Source organism: Shewanella vesiculosa, assembly GCF_009994065.1.
Lineage (GTDB): Bacteria > Pseudomonadota > Gammaproteobacteria > Enterobacterales > Shewanellaceae > Shewanella > Shewanella vesiculosa.
Genome location: NZ_JAACSD010000010.1, coordinates 145,656 through 162,680, shown reverse-complemented (window position 1 = coordinate 162,680; position 17,025 = coordinate 145,656). Strand labels below are relative to the sequence as shown.

Annotated in this window: 15 protein-coding genes; 2 read left to right on the top strand and 13 right to left on the bottom strand. The window is 41.5% G+C overall.

What is annotated here, in order from left to right; genetic code table 11:
- Positions 1–54: 54 nt before the first annotated feature.
- The 6 genes from dnaX to GW828_RS12230 form a co-directional block, all read right to left on the bottom strand.
- Positions 55–2,967 carry a DNA polymerase III subunit gamma/tau gene (dnaX, locus tag GW828_RS12255; protein WP_273059037.1) on the bottom strand — a complete coding sequence of 971 codons (2,913 nt, stop codon included), beginning with the start codon at positions 2,965–2,967 and terminating at the stop codon, positions 55–57.
- A gap of 148 nt (positions 2,968–3,115) precedes the next feature.
- A complete protein-coding gene (gene apt, locus GW828_RS12250; protein ID WP_101088153.1) occupies positions 3,116–3,667 on the bottom strand; it encodes an adenine phosphoribosyltransferase in 552 nt (183 codons plus the stop codon).
- A 132-nt stretch (positions 3,668–3,799) separates the two neighbouring features.
- Positions 3,800–4,165 carry a YbaN family protein gene (locus GW828_RS12245; RefSeq protein ID WP_273059039.1) on the bottom strand — a complete coding sequence of 122 codons (366 nt, stop codon included), beginning with the start codon at positions 4,163–4,165 and terminating at the stop codon, positions 3,800–3,802.
- 381 nt (positions 4,166–4,546) lie between these two features.
- A complete protein-coding gene (locus tag GW828_RS12240) occupies positions 4,547–5,302 on the bottom strand; it encodes an HvfC family RiPP maturation protein (protein WP_124016066.1) in 756 nt (251 codons plus the stop codon).
- Positions 5,302–6,159, bottom strand: coding sequence for an HvfB family MNIO-type RiPP peptide maturase (locus GW828_RS12235; RefSeq protein WP_124016067.1), 858 nt, complete (start codon positions 6,157–6,159; stop codon positions 5,302–5,304). Before GW828_RS12235 ends, GW828_RS12240 begins: the two co-directional genes overlap by 1 nt.
- Before the next feature lie 135 nt (positions 6,160–6,294).
- Positions 6,295–6,741, bottom strand: coding sequence for an HvfA family oxazolone/thioamide-modified RiPP metallophore (locus tag GW828_RS12230; protein ID WP_273059042.1), 447 nt, complete (start codon positions 6,739–6,741; stop codon positions 6,295–6,297).
- Between the two features lie 326 nt (positions 6,742–7,067).
- Here GW828_RS12230 and dusC point away from each other — a divergent pair, with 326 nt between their 5' ends.
- Together dusC and GW828_RS12220 are read left to right on the top strand one after the other, a co-directional pair.
- Complete coding sequence (dusC, locus tag GW828_RS12225; protein ID WP_273059044.1) at positions 7,068–8,012, top strand: tRNA dihydrouridine(16) synthase DusC; 945 nt, start codon at positions 7,068–7,070, stop codon at positions 8,010–8,012.
- Between the two features lie 408 nt (positions 8,013–8,420).
- Positions 8,421–8,726, top strand: coding sequence for a TraR/DksA C4-type zinc finger protein (locus GW828_RS12220; RefSeq protein ID WP_371698052.1), 306 nt, complete (start codon positions 8,421–8,423; stop codon positions 8,724–8,726).
- 142 nt (positions 8,727–8,868) lie between these two features.
- On the opposite strand, the gene GW828_RS12215 is transcribed toward GW828_RS12220, so the two are convergent.
- From GW828_RS12215 to iscA, 7 genes are all read right to left on the bottom strand, one after another.
- The gene (locus GW828_RS12215; protein WP_124016071.1) at positions 8,869–11,397 is read right to left on the bottom strand and encodes a TonB-dependent receptor plug domain-containing protein; all 2,529 of its coding nucleotides are present in this window, start codon (positions 11,395–11,397) and stop codon (positions 8,869–8,871) included.
- Positions 11,398–12,170: 773 nt separating this feature from the next.
- Positions 12,171–12,602: a nucleoside-diphosphate kinase gene (gene ndk, locus GW828_RS12210; protein WP_124016072.1), complete on the bottom strand. Its 432-nt coding sequence runs from the start codon at positions 12,600–12,602 to the stop codon at positions 12,171–12,173.
- A gap of 164 nt (positions 12,603–12,766) precedes the next feature.
- On the bottom strand, positions 12,767–13,663 hold the full coding sequence (gene rimK, locus GW828_RS12205; protein ID WP_273059048.1) for a 30S ribosomal protein S6--L-glutamate ligase: 897 nt from the start codon (positions 13,661–13,663) through the stop codon (positions 12,767–12,769).
- A 171-nt stretch (positions 13,664–13,834) separates the two neighbouring features.
- Positions 13,835–14,170, bottom strand: coding sequence for an ISC system 2Fe-2S type ferredoxin (gene fdx, locus GW828_RS12200; RefSeq protein WP_124016074.1), 336 nt, complete (start codon positions 14,168–14,170; stop codon positions 13,835–13,837).
- Positions 14,171–14,178: 8 nt separating this feature from the next.
- Complete coding sequence (gene hscA, locus GW828_RS12195) at positions 14,179–16,038, bottom strand: Fe-S protein assembly chaperone HscA (RefSeq protein ID WP_182699010.1); 1,860 nt, start codon at positions 16,036–16,038, stop codon at positions 14,179–14,181.
- Between the two features lie 69 nt (positions 16,039–16,107).
- A complete protein-coding gene (gene hscB / locus GW828_RS12190; protein ID WP_124016076.1) occupies positions 16,108–16,632 on the bottom strand; it encodes a co-chaperone HscB in 525 nt (174 codons plus the stop codon).
- Between the two features lie 55 nt (positions 16,633–16,687).
- On the bottom strand, positions 16,688–17,011 hold the full coding sequence (iscA, locus tag GW828_RS12185) for an iron-sulfur cluster assembly protein IscA (RefSeq protein ID WP_124016077.1): 324 nt from the start codon (positions 17,009–17,011) through the stop codon (positions 16,688–16,690).
- Positions 17,012–17,025 lie beyond the last annotated feature (14 nt).

Below are 17,025 nucleotides of genomic sequence, written 5' to 3'. Positions count from 1 at the left end.
TACTTTTGAGATGAAGATAACTTCATCTCAAGCAAGATTAGCGTATTTGTTCATTTATGAGGCACTAATAAGCGCAATCTCTTGGGCAATTTGCCCCAATTGCTCCGATGGATATTCAATACTGTCACTGTCTAATTGCGCTGATAAACGCTGGACCATCCACTGCACTTTATCATCAAGCAAAATAGACTGTTGCGCCTGTGCGATAAGTTCACGGTGAAAACGCTTACGTAACTCAAGCGGTGTTTCTCGTTTTGGTACAACGCCAATCTGGATCTGTACTTCAGTCGGTTGCTCAAGGTATTCAGTTAACGCCACTTGCAATTGATCGATAGCCGTTTGCGCTGACAAATGTTTTTGATCCGGTTTTAACACCAACACTATTGGATTGGACAAACCAGAGCACACTGAATTAACACCTAATTGTCGCACCCTACCACCAACAGAGACATGGGTCATCACTTTATACCAGTGCAAATCAACCTCATCACCTTGGATACTGTGTGGCTCAAACTGGGCCAATGCATGCGATTGAGTCATTTTAGGCTCTGTCATGCTCTGTGGTTTAGCGGCGACGACAGCGCTAGCAGGCTTTAGATCTTGTTGATTAACCTGATGAGAAACATTGCTCGGCTGGTTAATTGTGGCTTTAACGGCAGATTTATCATGTGATTGAACATCTGCAAATGCATTAACTTGTTCACCCTCTTTAGGCGCGACCCAAGGAGGTCTATCATAATCACTGACAGCCGGAGAAATGTCGCTTTTAGTGGCAACAGCAGATAACACTGCACTGGTATTGGGCGCAGTAGATTCAGGTGTTTTAGGCTCAGCGGCTAAGTGTTCTGAGTTTACTGCCGGCGTATTGGATGGTTTTATCACTCTTGAAGAAACTGATTTAGTGGCTTCTTTTTTGGCGAGTTCATCTTTTTGCTGTAATGCCCCAACATCAGCGATGAGAGAATCACGACTAGCGAGTACTTCGTCAAGAAAGTCGTCTAAATCATCAGCGCGAAGCAAATCTTGTTCAATGCTATGACTGACATTTTTGCTGCTAATGTCAGTGCTGTCATCAACATTATTGTCTACACTATTGCTAGCCGAGGCATCACTATGATGATCCGCCGTTTTCGGCGAAGACATCAAGCCCTTTGCAGTATCAACACTGTTCGTCTCTGGAGTCTGATTTAACGCCGAAAAAGCTATATATTCATCATGATCAGACGGCTGGTATTCCATTGATGCTTCATCAGAGGCATCATAATCCGTAAAAGAATAACCATCAAATGATCCATTATCTGCGTCCTGAGCATGCTGATTTTCTTGACTATCTTGTGCGGTATTGGCGTCGACATCGCTCTTGCTGCTTGTATCTGTGGGATTAACAGCTAATGCCTGTTGCTCACAAAACTCTTGCGCTTCAGTGGTGTCATGTTTGGGCGCATCAATCTTGCTGTCTGAAGCAGTTGATTCGCCGATTTCAGTGCTCACGGCAATATTATCAGCCGTTGAATGAGCAAACGCCTGTGCACTTATATCAACGTGGCTTTGGGTATCAACGCGGCTTTGGGTATCAACGCGGCTTTGGGGCGATTGTTCATCAAAACCTTGGCTTTGTGCTTGGCTGAGCAATAAAGCTTGTTCTGCTATTAGTGAGGCTGCGGCTGGCTCATCATCAATAACCTCGTCAATGTCAGTCTCAACATTCATCGCCGCAGCTTCTGCCTGAACTGGTAATATCGTTGCTGCTAACGCGCTATTCGCTTGAGACTGATTATCAAGCTTTGGGCCTGTTTCAATGACCTCTTGCGTGGGAGGTAAAGCATGATCAATCACGCTTAAATTAATATCTGCAGGTGTAGTTGTCACCCAACGTTTTACTTGTTTTTCAGGGGTGAATGCAACGGCGCGCAATAATGCCATTTCCAAGCCTGATTTAGGATCAGGAGCAAAAGCCAAATCTTTACGACCGTTAAGTAACATTTGATAATAAAGCTGAACTTGCTCAGGCGCTAATTGCTGTGCAAACGCTAAAATTTGTTCACTAAACAATGATTGCTGCGCAGCGGCTGGGGCAAACTGAGTCAAGGTAATTTGGTGCAGTAGCTCTAATAAACTGCGCAGAACTTCTTCTGCGTCCGCACCAAATGCTAATACTTTTGACACGGTTTGCATTAATGGACCCACATCAGCGTCACATAAGGCTTTTAATAAAGCCAGCACATGTTTTTCATCAATGCTGCCGAGCATGGTTTGTACTTGTGTCAACATGACTTGACCACTACCAAAAGCGATGGCTTGATCCGTTAAACTAAGCGCATCACGCATACTACCATTAGCGGCTTTAGCTAATAAACTCAATGCTTGTGGCTCAAAAGGTAGGTTTTCTTGGCTGATGATATACGCTAACTGCTTAGTAATTTCATCTTGCGACAAACTTTTCAAATTAAACTGTAAGCAGCGAGATAATACGGTAACAGGTAATTTATGCGGGTCAGTGGTCGCCAGTAAAAACTTAACGTGTTCGGGCGGTTCTTCTAACGTTTTTAATAATGCATTAAAACTGCTACGCGATAACATGTGTACTTCGTCAATTAAATACACTTTAAAACGGCCACGTGAAGGACGATATTGAACATTGTCGAGGAGCTCACGAGTATCATCAACTTTAGTACGAGAAGCGGCATCGACTTCAATTAAATCAACAAATCGACCTTGAGCAATTTCAATACAACTAGAACATTCGCCACAGGGTGTAGCCGTTACACCAGTTTCGCAATTGAGACCTTTAGCAAATAAACGCGCCAAACTGGTTTTACCTACACCGCGCGTACCGGTAAACAGGTAAGCATGATGTAACCTTTGCTGACTTAATGCATTGGTTAGTGCCATTAATACATGAGATTGGCCAACCATTTGGTCAAATTTAGCTGGACGCCATTTGCGGGCGAGTACTTGGTAAGACATGAAATTCCCCACAGAGAGCTATCGGGAGTCAATCCCTATAAAGGGGTTAACAATAACATGCCAAGGGCTGGCATGCTATTGTTGAGCATGTATTTGATAGTGCAGAATACAGTTAACTGCTTAATAAAATAGCAGTTTATTTTACTATTTACTCACCATCAAACTCACATAAGCTTAATACTTCAATTCCCATACCTTGCAAACGCTTCTCACCACCAATTTCTGGTAATGAAATTACAAATGCAGCGTGAGACACTTCACCACCAAGTTGGCGGATAAGCTTTACTGTTGCTTCGATCGTGCCACCCGTGGCGAGCAAGTCATCAATCACTAACACTTTATCATTGGCATTAATGGCATCGACATGAATTTCTAAGGTATCTTTACCGTATTCTAAATCATAGGTTTGGCTAATGGTTTTTCGGGGTAATTTACCTGGTTTACGCACAGGTACAAAACCAACACCTAGCTCTAAGGCTAGTGGCGCACCAAATAAAAAACCACGCGCTTCCGTACCAACCACTTTAGTGAAACCTTTTGATTGATAATGAGCCACTAAAATCGCAATAGTGGCTTTATAAGCTTCTGCATTTTCAAGCAAACTCGTGACGTCACGGAACATGATGCCTGGTATTGGATAATCAGGAATGGTTTTAATGCTTTGCTTAATAAGCGCTAAACTGTCTTGGTTCATCATAATTTTAGTTAACTCTATAAAAGTGATTACGCAATAAAAAAGTCCACGTTGCGGGTGGACTCTGGTAAAAATACTTAGCTGATCTTATGCCCGTTTAATCTCAGTTGCAACTAGCTTACCTTAACTGACGATTTATTATTCTAACTCTGGGATCCGCCACAAAAAAAATACTAAAAAAAGCATCATGCACAATAACATCATTTTCACCCAAACAATCGGCACAATGGCAATGCTAACCCCAAAGCTTAGCACGGTCATCAACATGGCTTTTTTCTTAAGAGGACGACTCAATGCCCTGTTCGATTGCCATTGACGAATACCTTCGGCAAACCATGGATGATTGACTAACCAATGGTGCAAGCGAGCATTTGAACGGGAAAAACAAAAAGCAGCCAGCAGAATAAACGGGACTGTTGGCAATAAAGGCAACACAATACCGATTAAGCCTAAAACAAGACTGCACAGGCCTATTATTAGAAAAAAACCACGTTTTACCGCCATAAGCACCCTCATCAGAAACAAAAAACCACTCTAGCAGAGTGGTTTAGTAGACACATCATGACAGGTTAACCTGAAGTTAGCGTTAAATTAATCCTGTTGCTTTCAACCATGAAAGACTCGCGGGTAATGTTGGAATTAATAAAACCAAAATAAAACCAACGAAATAAAATATGTTAAACGGGTCTTTAAAAGGCTGACTCATGATTATTCCTACATTCAGGTGATGTTGTTACTGCAATAGCTTAACACTTTCATTCGCTATGATAGGTCAACATTGGGTTAACTTAGCGAACAGCAAGTGTGAGGCCAGTCACAAAAAGTGGCTCATTTTAGACCTATCTTTATAAAATAAAAACCATAAATTTTTTAAGCCTATTATGACTAAGTTGATGAAATAATAATCCCCTTTTGCGCCAATTGTTGGAGTAAAGGTAAACAGCCTGATAATAAGGTGTCATTGGACATTTGTGGGTAGTGTTCACTTAACCACACAATAATCGCCTCTACGGTGACACCTTGTTGAGAAAGGCTCATTTGCTCAATGTAAGCCAATACTTGTGCGCTTAGAGGCGTCAGTTGCAAAAAAGCAACTTGCTCAGTTAAATCTCGAAACACACAAAAAAAGTTCGCTTGCGGTGTAGGTTCAATGGGTTGGTAGTCAACACTAATATGTTGAACATCAAAAGCGTATTGCGCGACCTTGGCACAAGTGGCCAAACATAATCGCCGCTGGGCGAGATCGCCAGAAACGAGCAACTGAGATGATGGTGTGTCTGGCGCGACTGCCACACATAACTCTAACCATTCATAATGCGCTAGCTGCAACATGAAAATCGGGTCATCTTGTGTGATTTGATATTGATGCTGCAAAAACGCTAAAAACTCACTGGCAATTTCGACAAATATTGGTGTTTGACAATCATGAGACCGAAAAAACTTCTGCACTAATGCTTGCCATTGTTCATCCTGATATAGACTGTTAAGTACCGGAAAAGCACTGGAGACAAAACCACTAATATTATTAAAAAATAACTCTCGATAGATATTCATCCGCCTAGGCTCAATACCCTCTGGTAATGGCAAGCTAGGATCACGAATGTAATCCATAAATTGTTGCTGTACTTGCATAAAACCCATTATGCCTTCCTCAGTAATGACTGCTGACGTAAAGCTTGTTGTTGATATTGATGGATTTGATTAATTTCATTGAGCAGAATGTCGGTTTTAGGAATGTTAAAGTCGCGCTCAAGTAGTGTGGGATGTACACCGTGTAATTGATAGCATTGCTGTAATAATCCCCAAACAGGATCGATAATGTCGGCACCATGGGTATCAACAACCAAATCAATGTCTTCTTGATAATGCCCAGCAATGTGTAAATATTCAATCCGCTCGGTCGGCATAGCCGCCAAAAAAGCATTAGCATCATATTGATGGTTAATTGAATTAACATAAATGTTATTCACATCAAGTAACAGCTTACAGTCAGCTTCTTGCAAAACGGCATTAACAAACTCAACTTCACTCATTTGTGCACCAGGAGCGGCATAGAAGGAAACATTTTCTAAAATAAATGGCCGCTCAAGTATCTCTTCAACCTGGTTTATTCTTTTAGCTGTGTGGATCACTGCGTCGTCAGTAAAAGGGATCGGCATAAGATCGTACATGTGACCGGCTCCCGAGCAATAACTTAAATGTTCGGAATAAATATCGATGTTATGCCGATCTAAAAAGTGTTTTATCTTGTGTACAAACTGAGTGTCTAAAGCTTGCGGGCTACCAATAGATAAAGATAATCCATGACAAAAAAAACGATGTTGTTCGGTTAATTGAGCAAATTGACGACCAAACTTACCTCCTAGGGTCATCCAGTTTTCAGGCGCAACCTCAAAAAACTCAATTGCGGCAGGCACATGCTGACAAAATTCGTCTAACATTTCTCGACGAAGCCCTAAACCGACATTGGCTAAGCCATGAGCATGATTTGTAGACATAATGCGTGTCCTTGATGATTTTTTTAAGTATTGATATAACTAAATATTCGATAAAAAACAGATAAATTTAAGGCCTGAATCTCAGGCCTTAATTGTATTAGATAAGCCTAGGCATTATCAAACAGAAGCAAACTGTTATTTTTGACCGCCGCACTTACCTTCAGTCATTTTTTCAGCAGATTGTTTCATGTCGCCACACTTGCCTTCAGCTGCTTTTTCCGCTGATTTTTTCATGTCACCACACTTACCTTCAGCCGTTTTTTCCGCTGATTGCTTCATGTCGCCACACTTGCCTTCAGCCATTTTTTCCGCTGATTGCTTCATGTCGCCACATTTACCTTCAGCCGCTTTTTCCGCTGACTGTTTCATGTCGCCACATTTACCTTCAGCCGCTTTTTCCGCTGATTTTTTCATGTCGCCACATTTGCCTTCACCACACTTACCTTCTCCGCCATCAAGTTGATAACCAGAAGTTAATTGTTGAAAACCAAATGGATTTGCTTCTACTTGCGCCGAAAAACCAGCCGTCATTACAACTGAACCTAACGCAACCGCTAACGTAGTTTGTTTGATTGAATTCATAATAATTATATCCTTAAGTCGTGATTATAATGCTGACCAGCATTATTGCCGGCTTGTGTAAAGAGACCTGCCGTTAGTAACGTTTATTACAAAAAAATATCCGAAATGTGAAAAAAATCCATTTTATTAACATTAATTGTTGCTAGGCAAGCTTAAAAATAACGCTATATACATTTAACATAGACACAACCAACATTCATATCAATATGATTATTAATAATAATTTACTTAACGTCGTGACAAAGATGGTCATGGCACTATTTAGTGCTGCTATCCGATAATAAACACGTTAAAATAGCCCACTTTTTACTGCAGCAAGGTGTATTGTGCGCGTTATTTTAGCTCCGATGGAAGGTGTGGTAGATGACCATATGCGTGAAATTTTGTCAGCCATCAATCCATTTGACTTGGTGGTGACGGAATTTGTTAGGGTAGTGAATCAACTATTACCTGAAAAAGTCTTCTACAAACTGTGTCCAGAGTTACATCATCAAGGTTTAACCGCATCAGGTACACCAGTTCGTGTTCAGTTGTTAGGACAAGAGCCAGAGTGGATGGCACAAAATGCCATTAGAGCCATAGAACTAGGGTCAAACGGTGTTGATGCAAACTTTGGTTGCCCAGCAAAAACCGTCAATAAAAGTAAAGGCGGCGCAGTGTTACTGCAATACCCAGAGAATATTTATAACATTGTTAAGGCCATGCGCGATGCTGTACCGTCAGAACATCCAGTTACTGCCAAAATCCGTTTAGGTTACGAAGATAAGTCGTTATTTATGGAAAATGCCTTAGCTGTGTATGAAGCCGGCGCAACAGAGCTGGCTATTCATGCTCGCAGTAAAACCGACGGTTATAAGCCCCCTGCTTATTGGGAATACATTACCGAAGTCAGAAAACGCCTGCCTATTCCCGTTATTGCTAATGGAGAGATTTGGAATGCTGCTGATGCGCAACGTTGTATGGACGTAACTGGTTGTGACAGTGTAATGATTGGCCGAGGTGCTATATCGCTACCGAACTTAGGTGACACCATTAAAACTGGTGCAATCCCGTTTAGCTGGCAACAAACATTAAGTTTACTCATGGCTTATAGTGACAAAGAACTCACCGGACGAAAGTCGGACTATTATCCCTCACGGATTAAACAATGGTTTAGTTACTTAAATCGTCAATACCCAGAAGCGGATACCTTATTTAGAGAATTGCGAGTGTTTAAAACAACCGAAGAAATCGTTAATACCTTACTAAACGCTCATCGCGCACTGTTATAGACTAGCAATATCGCGGCTCTAGGCTAGGATCTAACGCAGTGTGATTGGGTTATGTCATTCACCTCGTTAAACTGTGTTTATCCTAAACAAAGTTAATAGCGCAACGTTATTATTATGAGTGTTCTATATAGGGTGGTTGATTCACCGCCTATTCGTTAATAAAGCCCCTAGAGCCTCTCCAGTACAGACTATTAACCTTGGCTAACATGAATATAAAGTAAATTATTATTCATGTTTTTATCTCATAAATCTAATCGAGAATTGATCTTCGTCATAACGTCGGCTCTATTTGTGCTTAAAATAGATTATCTACATTGGCATAGTCAGTTAAGGTTATCTCAGTTGCACAATTCTCAGGATATAAAGCAAAAACTTCAACAACTTGAACTTATTTTGAGACGTGAGTTAATGCTCGTTATTAAGGATTCATTAAAATCGACTGAAGTTGCTCATGTCACAATGCAAACCCCTCTTGGGCAACTAATTGATTATCTACCACAAGTAAAACTCGCCGACACCGATATTTTTACTCGGCTAATGCGACTAGATGCTGCATATTGTCAACTTGAACTGGGTTTATATGGGCTTTGCTCAGATTGTGAAGTCGACATAGAAGCATATCGCCTAATCACAGATCCAACGGAACAACGTTGCACTCAATGCGAACAAAAATTTCGTCGAGAACATCGGCATGAATTACGCTTAGATCACTAGCCATTAACGTCTGTAAAGCACACTTAGATCTGCAACCTAGCTAGCCAGTATAAAATAATCATCATAAAAAAGGCCTACATAAATGTAGGCCTTTTCGTAATAAACATTATCAATATCAGACTGTTTTATGTGTCTCTGTTATTTAGAACTTAACAGATACGCCACCGTAGTACTGACGACCGATAGTGTCATACACTTCTGGTACAGTACCGCCGTCACTACCATTAGATACGCGTGATGGCTCTTCGTTGGTTAAGTTTTTCACGCCAGCGCTCAAGGTAATCATGTCCGTAACATAGTAAGTACCGGCAACGTTGTGGTACAGAATCGCATCCACTTTATCGCCTGTATTTAAGTCGTCCATTTCACCAATGTAACGGTTGAAGTAGTTAACACTCCAGCTGTCTTGACCAGCTTGAATATTGAAGTTGTTACGTATACGAGCATACGCGCCAAAGTTACCATCAATATTGTTGGTGTAGTTGTTATCTTCTTGCTCAAACTTGATCAAGTAAGTTGTATCGTTGCTGATTTTCCAATCTAACGATAACGCTTCAAAGTTATAAGCTAAGTTAAAGTCTAATCCGCTTGTGTCTTGGCTACCTACGTTAGTTAACGTATTTGTTAAGTTAGACAAATCACCATTTGGACCAATGTTAAAGGTTTCACATGCAGCAGCAGAAGCATTAGCAAAACATGCATCAAGACCCGCTTGAACATCTAAACGTGTAATAGCATTGGTGACTTTAAAGCGCCAGTAATCAAGCGTTAAAGATAAACCTTCAACATAGCTAGGTGAGTAAACTAAACCAGCTGTGTAAGAATCTGATTCTTCAGCTTTTAAGTTACTGTCTGAAGTATAACGCGTTAAGATCTGTGGATCTTGAGCATTGCCCCAAGGATCATCTAAATAGTCGTATGAACCGGTATCACCGCCAAATAACTCGCTGATACTAGGTGCACGGAAACCTGTTGCCGCTACACCACGAAGCATTAAATCATCAGATGCTTCATAAGTAAGGCCCACTTTCCAAGTAGATGCTTTACCGAATGTTGAGTAATCGTCATAACGAAGTGCAAAATCACCGGTTAATTTTTCGGTAAAAGGAACACTAACTTCTTCGAATACAGAGAAAACATTGTAGTTGCCGTCAGTAGGATCTTGCTGAGCAGCAGTACTATCGCCAGCTACTGTTACAGGATCTGGATTATAGAAACCACTTTCGTAACGATATTCAGCACCGATAGCAAAAGCAACTGCACCAGCACTTACATCGAACAACTCACCATTTAAGCCTGCAGAAACAACATGCTGCTCGTTACCACCATTAGCATTATCGGTAAAGCTAATGTCATTAACAATATCACCCGTTAATGGAACACCTGTGAACCATGCATCTTGGTTAGCATAAACAGATTGCTTAAGATTAGTTGCATTGATTGAGTTATCAACGCTTGAATCAGCTTTGTTTTTACCGTAAGTGTATGCGATATCCCAGTTCATACCGGTATTGATATCAAACTCACCAGCCAAAGCCGCAGAGATACGGAATGTATCAGTATCTTGAGAATAAATACGCGGACCAGCATCAGTCGTACGACGACGGTAATTTACACGACCAGTATCATCAGCTTCAACACCACCGGCTGTCATAGCAGAATCAAGAGTAATACATGCTGCGCCAGCTTCAACACCTGGAGCGCCACATACGTTTAGCATAACATCAGCAGGTTGCGGAGCAAGTTGCTGATCAGACTTACGTTTAGTGTAAAGAACGTCTCCACTTAGCACTAAATTATTGTCTAACTCTTGAATCATATTAGCAAACAAGCTGTAACGCTCGTTTGGTGTTTGGTAATAACTGCTCGTGGTGTAGTCATAACCTGTAGAGCGAGCAACCCATTCACCAGCGTCATTGCGTACTTTTCCGCCTAATGAACCAGTAGGTAAAAATGAACTTGCACCTGGCTCTGTCCAGCTACGATCTGACTGAATAACGCTTTCACGTTTTGAATACGCAGCACCGACAGTATAGTTACCGCCATCAGTATTGAAACCGTATAAACCGCTTAACTCACCTGTCTCACCGTCGCTTTCGCTAGTAGTGCTACCGTTAAGATCGAATTGGAAGCCTTCGAAGTCTTTCTTGGTGATGATGTTAACAACACCAGCAATAGCATCAGAACCGTATACCGCAGAAGCGCCATCTTTTAAGATCTCAACGCGAGCGATCATCGATACAGGAATAGAGTTCAAATCGACAGAACTGTCTGCACCTGAACCAGAGTTAACCATACGACGGCCGTTTAATAACACTAGCGTACGTTGAGAACCCATGCCGCGTAAGTCAACTTGTGCAATACCATCTGAACCGTTATTTGAACTAGAACCTAGAGCGGCACCGGCCATTGAGGTTTGAGCTTGAAGTAGTTGGTCAACTGAAGTGAAACCTTCTGCGCGAATAGCTTCAGCAGAAATGATAGTTACTGGAGAAGCTGTTTCCATGTCTTGACGTTGGATACGAGAACCAGTTACTTCGATTCTTTCAACTTTCTGTTCGTCGGCAGCAAATGCTACTGAAGAAAATAAGCCTGTTGTCGCGACACTTGTTGCTGCTACAGCTATTAAACTACGGCGAATTGCCTTAGCAGTTAATGTGACTGAACTCATGAATAAACTCCCTATAACTTGGAATAAAATAAAACAAGTCGTTATATTTTTAATTATGAATAATTGGTCAGTGCCAATCATTGAAAAACATTATTAATGAATAAAAAACCTTTAGTCAATAAGGGCAACATGTGAACAACATCACACTTGACATCAAGATTGATAATTAATTTGACTTAAACCAATCCCATTAAAATCAATAATTTAGCAAATTACACTGTATTAACTCAGTCTATTAACATTTATTAACATAAGAAAATAAACATATAAGGCACCACAAAAGAACAAACAAAAGCCAATAAAAAAAACAAACTTAAAACAAAGGCAACAAATAAATAACAATTGATCATGAAATGCATCAAAAATTAATTTTTAATATTTACAAAAAAATTTAATAATTGCCCTAAAAATCATCAGAATGACATTTCAATATTATTGATTATTTATTCAAAAACTAACTCTCCTCCTATTTTATTAGCTGAATTCCATTCAAAAAACCTAATATAAACCGACATATGCTCTGCTAATAAGCCCTAAAAAAATCAAGATTGATTATATTTAACCCAATTATGACTCATTAAAGTTGGAGAGTTTCGAACATAGCAGACTGTCAATTCACATCACACACCGAAGGTGGAATGTTACATAAATGTAGCGTTTCTGATGTGACTGGCTGCTTTATAAATCGCAGAGTAGACATTAATAGAGGAGGTATTGAGGAAACGAACAAAAAAAAGGAGCCGAAGCTCCTTTTAATCAACTTACAGCAATAATTAACGAGTGCGTGGGCACACTTCATCAGCGCTGAAGAAGTAAGCAATTTCACGAGCTGCTGATTCAAGAGCATCAGAACCGTGAACTGCGTTTTCGTCGATGCTTGCAGCGTAATCACCACGAAGCGTGCCACGAGCAGCTTCAGCTGGGTTAGTTGCACCCATGATTTCACGGTTAGCTAGGACAGCGTTTTCGCCTTCTAACACTTGAACCATAACTGGACCAGATGTCATGAAAGACACTAAAGCGCCAAAGAAAGGACGTGCGCTATGTTCAGCGTAGAAACCTTCAGCTTGTTCTTTAGATAGGTGAACCATTTTAGAAGCGATGATCTTAAGACCAGCTGATTCAAAACGGTTGTAAATAGCGCCAATGTGGTTGTTAGCAACTGCATCTGGCTTGATGATAGAGAATGTGCGTTCGATCGACATAACGAGCTTCCTTAATGTGAGCAAGTTTAAAAAATTCGCGCGGATTATACGTAATTTAAGGTTATATTCCTAGCCATATCCGCTTAAGCAGTGATATTTCATCACTTAATTGCGTCATTTATATTAACATGGCGCAATTTATGCTCCATGAGCAAACATTCATCTTACTCTGCAGCCTTAACCGTTTTGTTAATACTTTTTTCCATAAAGCTAATGATGGCGTCAGCAACGTCTTTTTGTGTCGCTTTCTCAATGCCTTCTAAACCAGGAGATGAATTGACTTCCATCACCACAGGACCATGATTTGAGCGCAGTAAATCAACGCCAGCAATATTCAACCCCATTGTTTTGGCGGCACGAAGTGCAACAGAACGTTCTTCTGGGGTTAACTTAACCAAAGTTGCACTGCCACCACGGTGCAAGTTAGATCGAAACTCACCCGGCTTTGCTTGGCGCTTCATCGCTGCTATCACTTTATCACCCAACACGAAACAGCGAATATCTGCGCCTTTGGCTTCAGCAATATATTCTTGTACCATGATGTTAGTCTTTAAGCCCATAAAGGCTTCTAGCACGCTCTCAGCCGCTTTGCGAGTCTCCGCTAATACCACGCCAATACCCTGAGTCCCTTCCAGTAGTTTAACCACCAAAGGTGCTCCGCCCACCATATCAATCAAATCAGGGATGTCGCTTGGTTTATTGGCAAAACCGGTGATCGGTAAGCCAATCCCCTGCCGCGACAACAGCTGCATTGAACGCAATTTATCCCGTGAACGTGCAATCCCAATGGAGCCATTAACCGCATACACACCCATCATTTCAAATTGGCGTAATACAGCGGAACCATAAAAGGTTACTGAAGCGCCAATCCGTGGAATAACCGCATCAAAATGGCCTAAATCTTTGCCCGCCATATGAATGCTAGGCTTGGTCATATTAATATTCATATAACACTTTAACGGGTTGATAACCTTGACCTCATGTCCCCGGGCTAATGCAGCTTCAACTAAGCGTTTAGTAGAATATAATTGCGGGCCTTGAGACAGTATTGCAATGCGCACAGAGTGCTCCAAAAGAGAAATTTTCCGGCATCATACGCTGAGTATATTTAAAATCAATGACTGCTATATCCATAGATAAAAAAAGAGCCAATCCTAATAGATTGACTCTTTTTTTGTGACCAATTACCCACAATGAATAAAGATTTTGATGGGTTAATCTACCAGTAAAGGCTAGCCTTCGCTCACCATGTTCACTGTGTATTTAGGGATATCGATGATCATATCGCAATCAACCACTTTAGCTTGGCAAGATAGACGGCTTTCAGGTTCTAAGCCCCATGCTTTATCGAGCATGTCATCTTCTAGCTCATCACTTTCTTCGAGTTGATCAAATCCTTCGCGTACAACTACATGGCAAGTAGTACAAGCACAAGACTTTTCACAGGCATGTTCAATATGAATACCGTTACGCAATGCAACGTTTAAAATCGTCTCGCCTACTTCAGCTTCAAGTACTGCGCCGTCTGGACAAAGTTCTTGATGGGGTAAAAATACTAACTGTGGCATCATTTCACCTATATGTTGTCGACCGACTGCCCTTTAAGCGCCGCTCTAATAGAATTATCCATACGTCTTGACGCAAAATCTTGAGTCTTATCGTCGAGATTTGCAATTGCTTTTTCAATAGCATCAATATCGTCTTGTTGCGCGGCGGCATCAAGTTCTGCGATCGCTACCACTAACTGTTGACGTTCTTGCTCATCCAGCAGTGCAGCATCTTTAGCCAAGGCTGCGTTAAGGGATTCTATCACCCGCGCGGCTTCAACTTTTTGCTCTGCTAGCATACGACGAGTAATGTCTTCTTTAGCATACTTCATCGAATCTTTTAGCATGGTGGCGATTTCAGTATCGGATAAACCAAATGAAGGTTTAACTTGAATCGATGTCTTAACTCCAGTGGACTTTTCCATCGCAGTAACACTGAGCAGACCATCAGCATCGACTTGGAATGTCACTCGAATATGAGCAGCTCCAGCGGCGAGCGGCGGAATACCGTGCAGTGTAAAGCGCGCCAAAGAACGACAATCGTCAACCAGCTCTCGTTCCCCCTGAACCACATGAAATGCCATCGCAGTTTGACCATCTTTAAAAGTGGTAAACTCTTGTGCCCGTGCAACTGGAATAGTGGTATTACGCGTAACCACTTTTTCAACCAAGCCACCCATGGTTTCAACACCGAGCGATAATGGGATCACATCTAACAGTAATAAGTCTGAATCGGGTTTATTGCCAACGAGAATATCGGCTTGAATAGCCGCACCAATGGCAACAACGCGATCAGGGTCAATTGAAGTCAACGGTGTTTTTTTGAAGAATATTTCAACTTGTTCACGAACTAAAGGAACTCGAGTTGAACCACCGACCATGACAGTTTCAATCACCTCATCCACGCTCACACCTGCATCACGTAAAGTGCGACGACAGCTACCAATGGTTTTTTTCACCAATGCGCCAATGAGTTCATTAAATAGATTTTTATCGACACTACAGCTGACGGTTTGGTCGCCAATGACAACAGAGGCTTCAACGCTGTCATTTTCAGTTAATGCTTCTTTGACCCGGCGAGCCTCAATCTGTAACTGACGTGCTAACTGATTATTCGGCTCAGTGATGTTCCACGTTGTTTGCAAATGGCTAACAAGTAAATGATCAAAGTCATCACCACCCAAAGCAGAATCACCGCCTGTGGCTAACACTTCAAATACGCCACGATTCAAACGCAGAACAGAGATATCAAAAGTACCGCCACCTAAATCGTAAATGGCAATCACGCCTTCTTGCTTCGAATCAAGTCCATAGGCAATAGCTGCAGCAGTAGGTTCGTTAAGTAAGCGTAATACTTTAACGCCTAATAATTCTGCAGCGTCTTTAGTACCTTGACGTTGTGCATCATCAAAATACGCAGGTACGGTAATGACCACGCCTTCTAACTCGCCACCTAACGTGGTTTCCGCACGGGCAATTAAAGGTTTTAAAATTTCGGCAGACACTTGAATTGGATTAACTTGCCCAATAGGCGTGGTAAACACCGGCAAGCCGTTTTCACTCGCGTGTAAAGCGTAGGGTAATCGATGAACGCCAGACTGAATATCAGTAAGGCTTCGTCCCATAAAACGCTTAACCGAAACGATAGTGTTTTGTGGATCTAATGCTGATTGTTGTTGAGCTTCGTAGCCAACGAGTACATTGGTATCACCATAATGCACCACAGAAGGCAAAGAATGACGTCCTTGCTCATCAGGCAAAGTCAATGCTTGAGCACTTCTTACCGCAGCAACAAGTGAGTTGGTGGTACCAAGATCTATTCCAACCGCAAGACGATGCTGGTGCGGTGCGGCGCTTTGGCCAGGTTCTGCAATTTGCAACAGTGCCATAGTGTTCCAACTTGTTGTGTTATCGATTAGCCAAGCTAATCATAAATAAGGTTCAGAATTTAAGGTAATTTAGTCGAGCAAGCTATCTTCAATACGAGCTAGCTCATCTTGCAATTTTGCCATAAATTTTAGCTTACGAATTTGATCAGCCGCTAATAATGCATCTGCATTATCATCACTGGCTAATAACGTCGCTAATTTAACCGATAATACCGACTCAAACTGTGCAAATGAATCATACAGTTCATCAATTGAAGACTGCGGATCACTGCTATGAGTTATATCTTCAAGCGCTTCACGCCACTCCATTTGTTGCATCAAAAATGTACCATCTTTGAGCGTAGTGGTTTCGTGGCTTAATTCAATACCACGCAGGCTCAACATATGTTCAGCACGGCGTAAGGGATTTTTTAACGTTTGATAGCCGTCGTTAACTTGTGCAGTACGCTGAACAGATAGCAGCTTTTTTTGCTCGGTATCATTCGCGAATTTATCGGGATGGACCGCCCGTTGCAGTTCGCGGTAGCGCTCTGCAAGTAAGGCGGTATCGATATCAAAGGCAGGTGCAACATTAAACAGATCGAAATAATTCATGGGCAGATATCATACTTACTGTTTGATATAAAACGACTTAACAGGTGAATAATGGTTAAACAGTGAAACTTTCACCGCAACCACATTCACCCTTTGCGTTAGGATTATTGAACTGAAAACCTTCGTTTAGGCCTTCTTTGACAAAATCAAGTTCAATACCTTGCAAATAAATGAAGCTTTTGGCATCGATGATGATATTCACACCATCGATGTTATAAAGCTCATCATCGTCATTGAGATCATCAACGAACTCAATGACGTATGCCATACCTGAACAACCTGATGTTCTCAACCCAAGGCGCAAGCCGAGGCCTTTCCCGCGATTAGCAAGAAACGATCTTACTCGATCAGCCGCAGCGGGGGTCATTGAAATAGCCATCTTAACTCCAGGTA

Bases quoted from the DNA above. Each gene is read 5' to 3' on its own strand.
- hscA (WP_182699010.1), bottom strand. From the start codon at position 16,038: ATGGCACTGTTGCAAATTGCAGAACCTGGCCAAAGCGCCGCACCGCAC.
- GW828_RS12240 (WP_124016066.1), bottom strand. From the start codon at position 5,302: ATGGGTTTTATGCAAGTACAGCAACAATTTATGGATTACATTCGTGAT.
- GW828_RS12235 (WP_124016067.1), bottom strand. From the start codon at position 6,159: ATGTCTACAAATCATGCTCATGGCTTAGCCAATGTCGGTTTAGGGCTT.
- fdx (WP_124016074.1), bottom strand. From the start codon at position 14,170: ATGCCACAGTTAGTATTTTTACCCCATCAAGAACTTTGTCCAGACGGC.
- dnaX (WP_273059037.1), bottom strand. From the start codon at position 2,967: ATGTCTTACCAAGTACTCGCCCGCAAATGGCGTCCAGCTAAATTTGAC.
- GW828_RS12230 (WP_273059042.1), bottom strand. From the start codon at position 6,741: ATGAATTCAATCAAACAAACTACGTTAGCGGTTGCGTTAGGTTCAGTT.
- ndk (WP_124016072.1), bottom strand. From the start codon at position 12,602: ATGTCGATCGAACGCACATTCTCTATCATCAAGCCAGATGCAGTTGCT.
- GW828_RS12245 (WP_273059039.1), bottom strand. From the start codon at position 4,165: ATGGCGGTAAAACGTGGTTTTTTTCTAATAATAGGCCTGTGCAGTCTT.
- iscA (WP_124016077.1), bottom strand. From the start codon at position 17,011: ATGGCTATTTCAATGACCCCCGCTGCGGCTGATCGAGTAAGATCGTTT.
- hscB (WP_124016076.1), bottom strand. From the start codon at position 16,632: ATGAATTATTTCGATCTGTTTAATGTTGCACCTGCCTTTGATATCGAT.
- GW828_RS12220 (WP_371698052.1), top strand. From the start codon at position 8,421: ATGCTCGTTATTAAGGATTCATTAAAATCGACTGAAGTTGCTCATGTC.
- GW828_RS12215 (WP_124016071.1), bottom strand. From the start codon at position 11,397: ATGAGTTCAGTCACATTAACTGCTAAGGCAATTCGCCGTAGTTTAATA.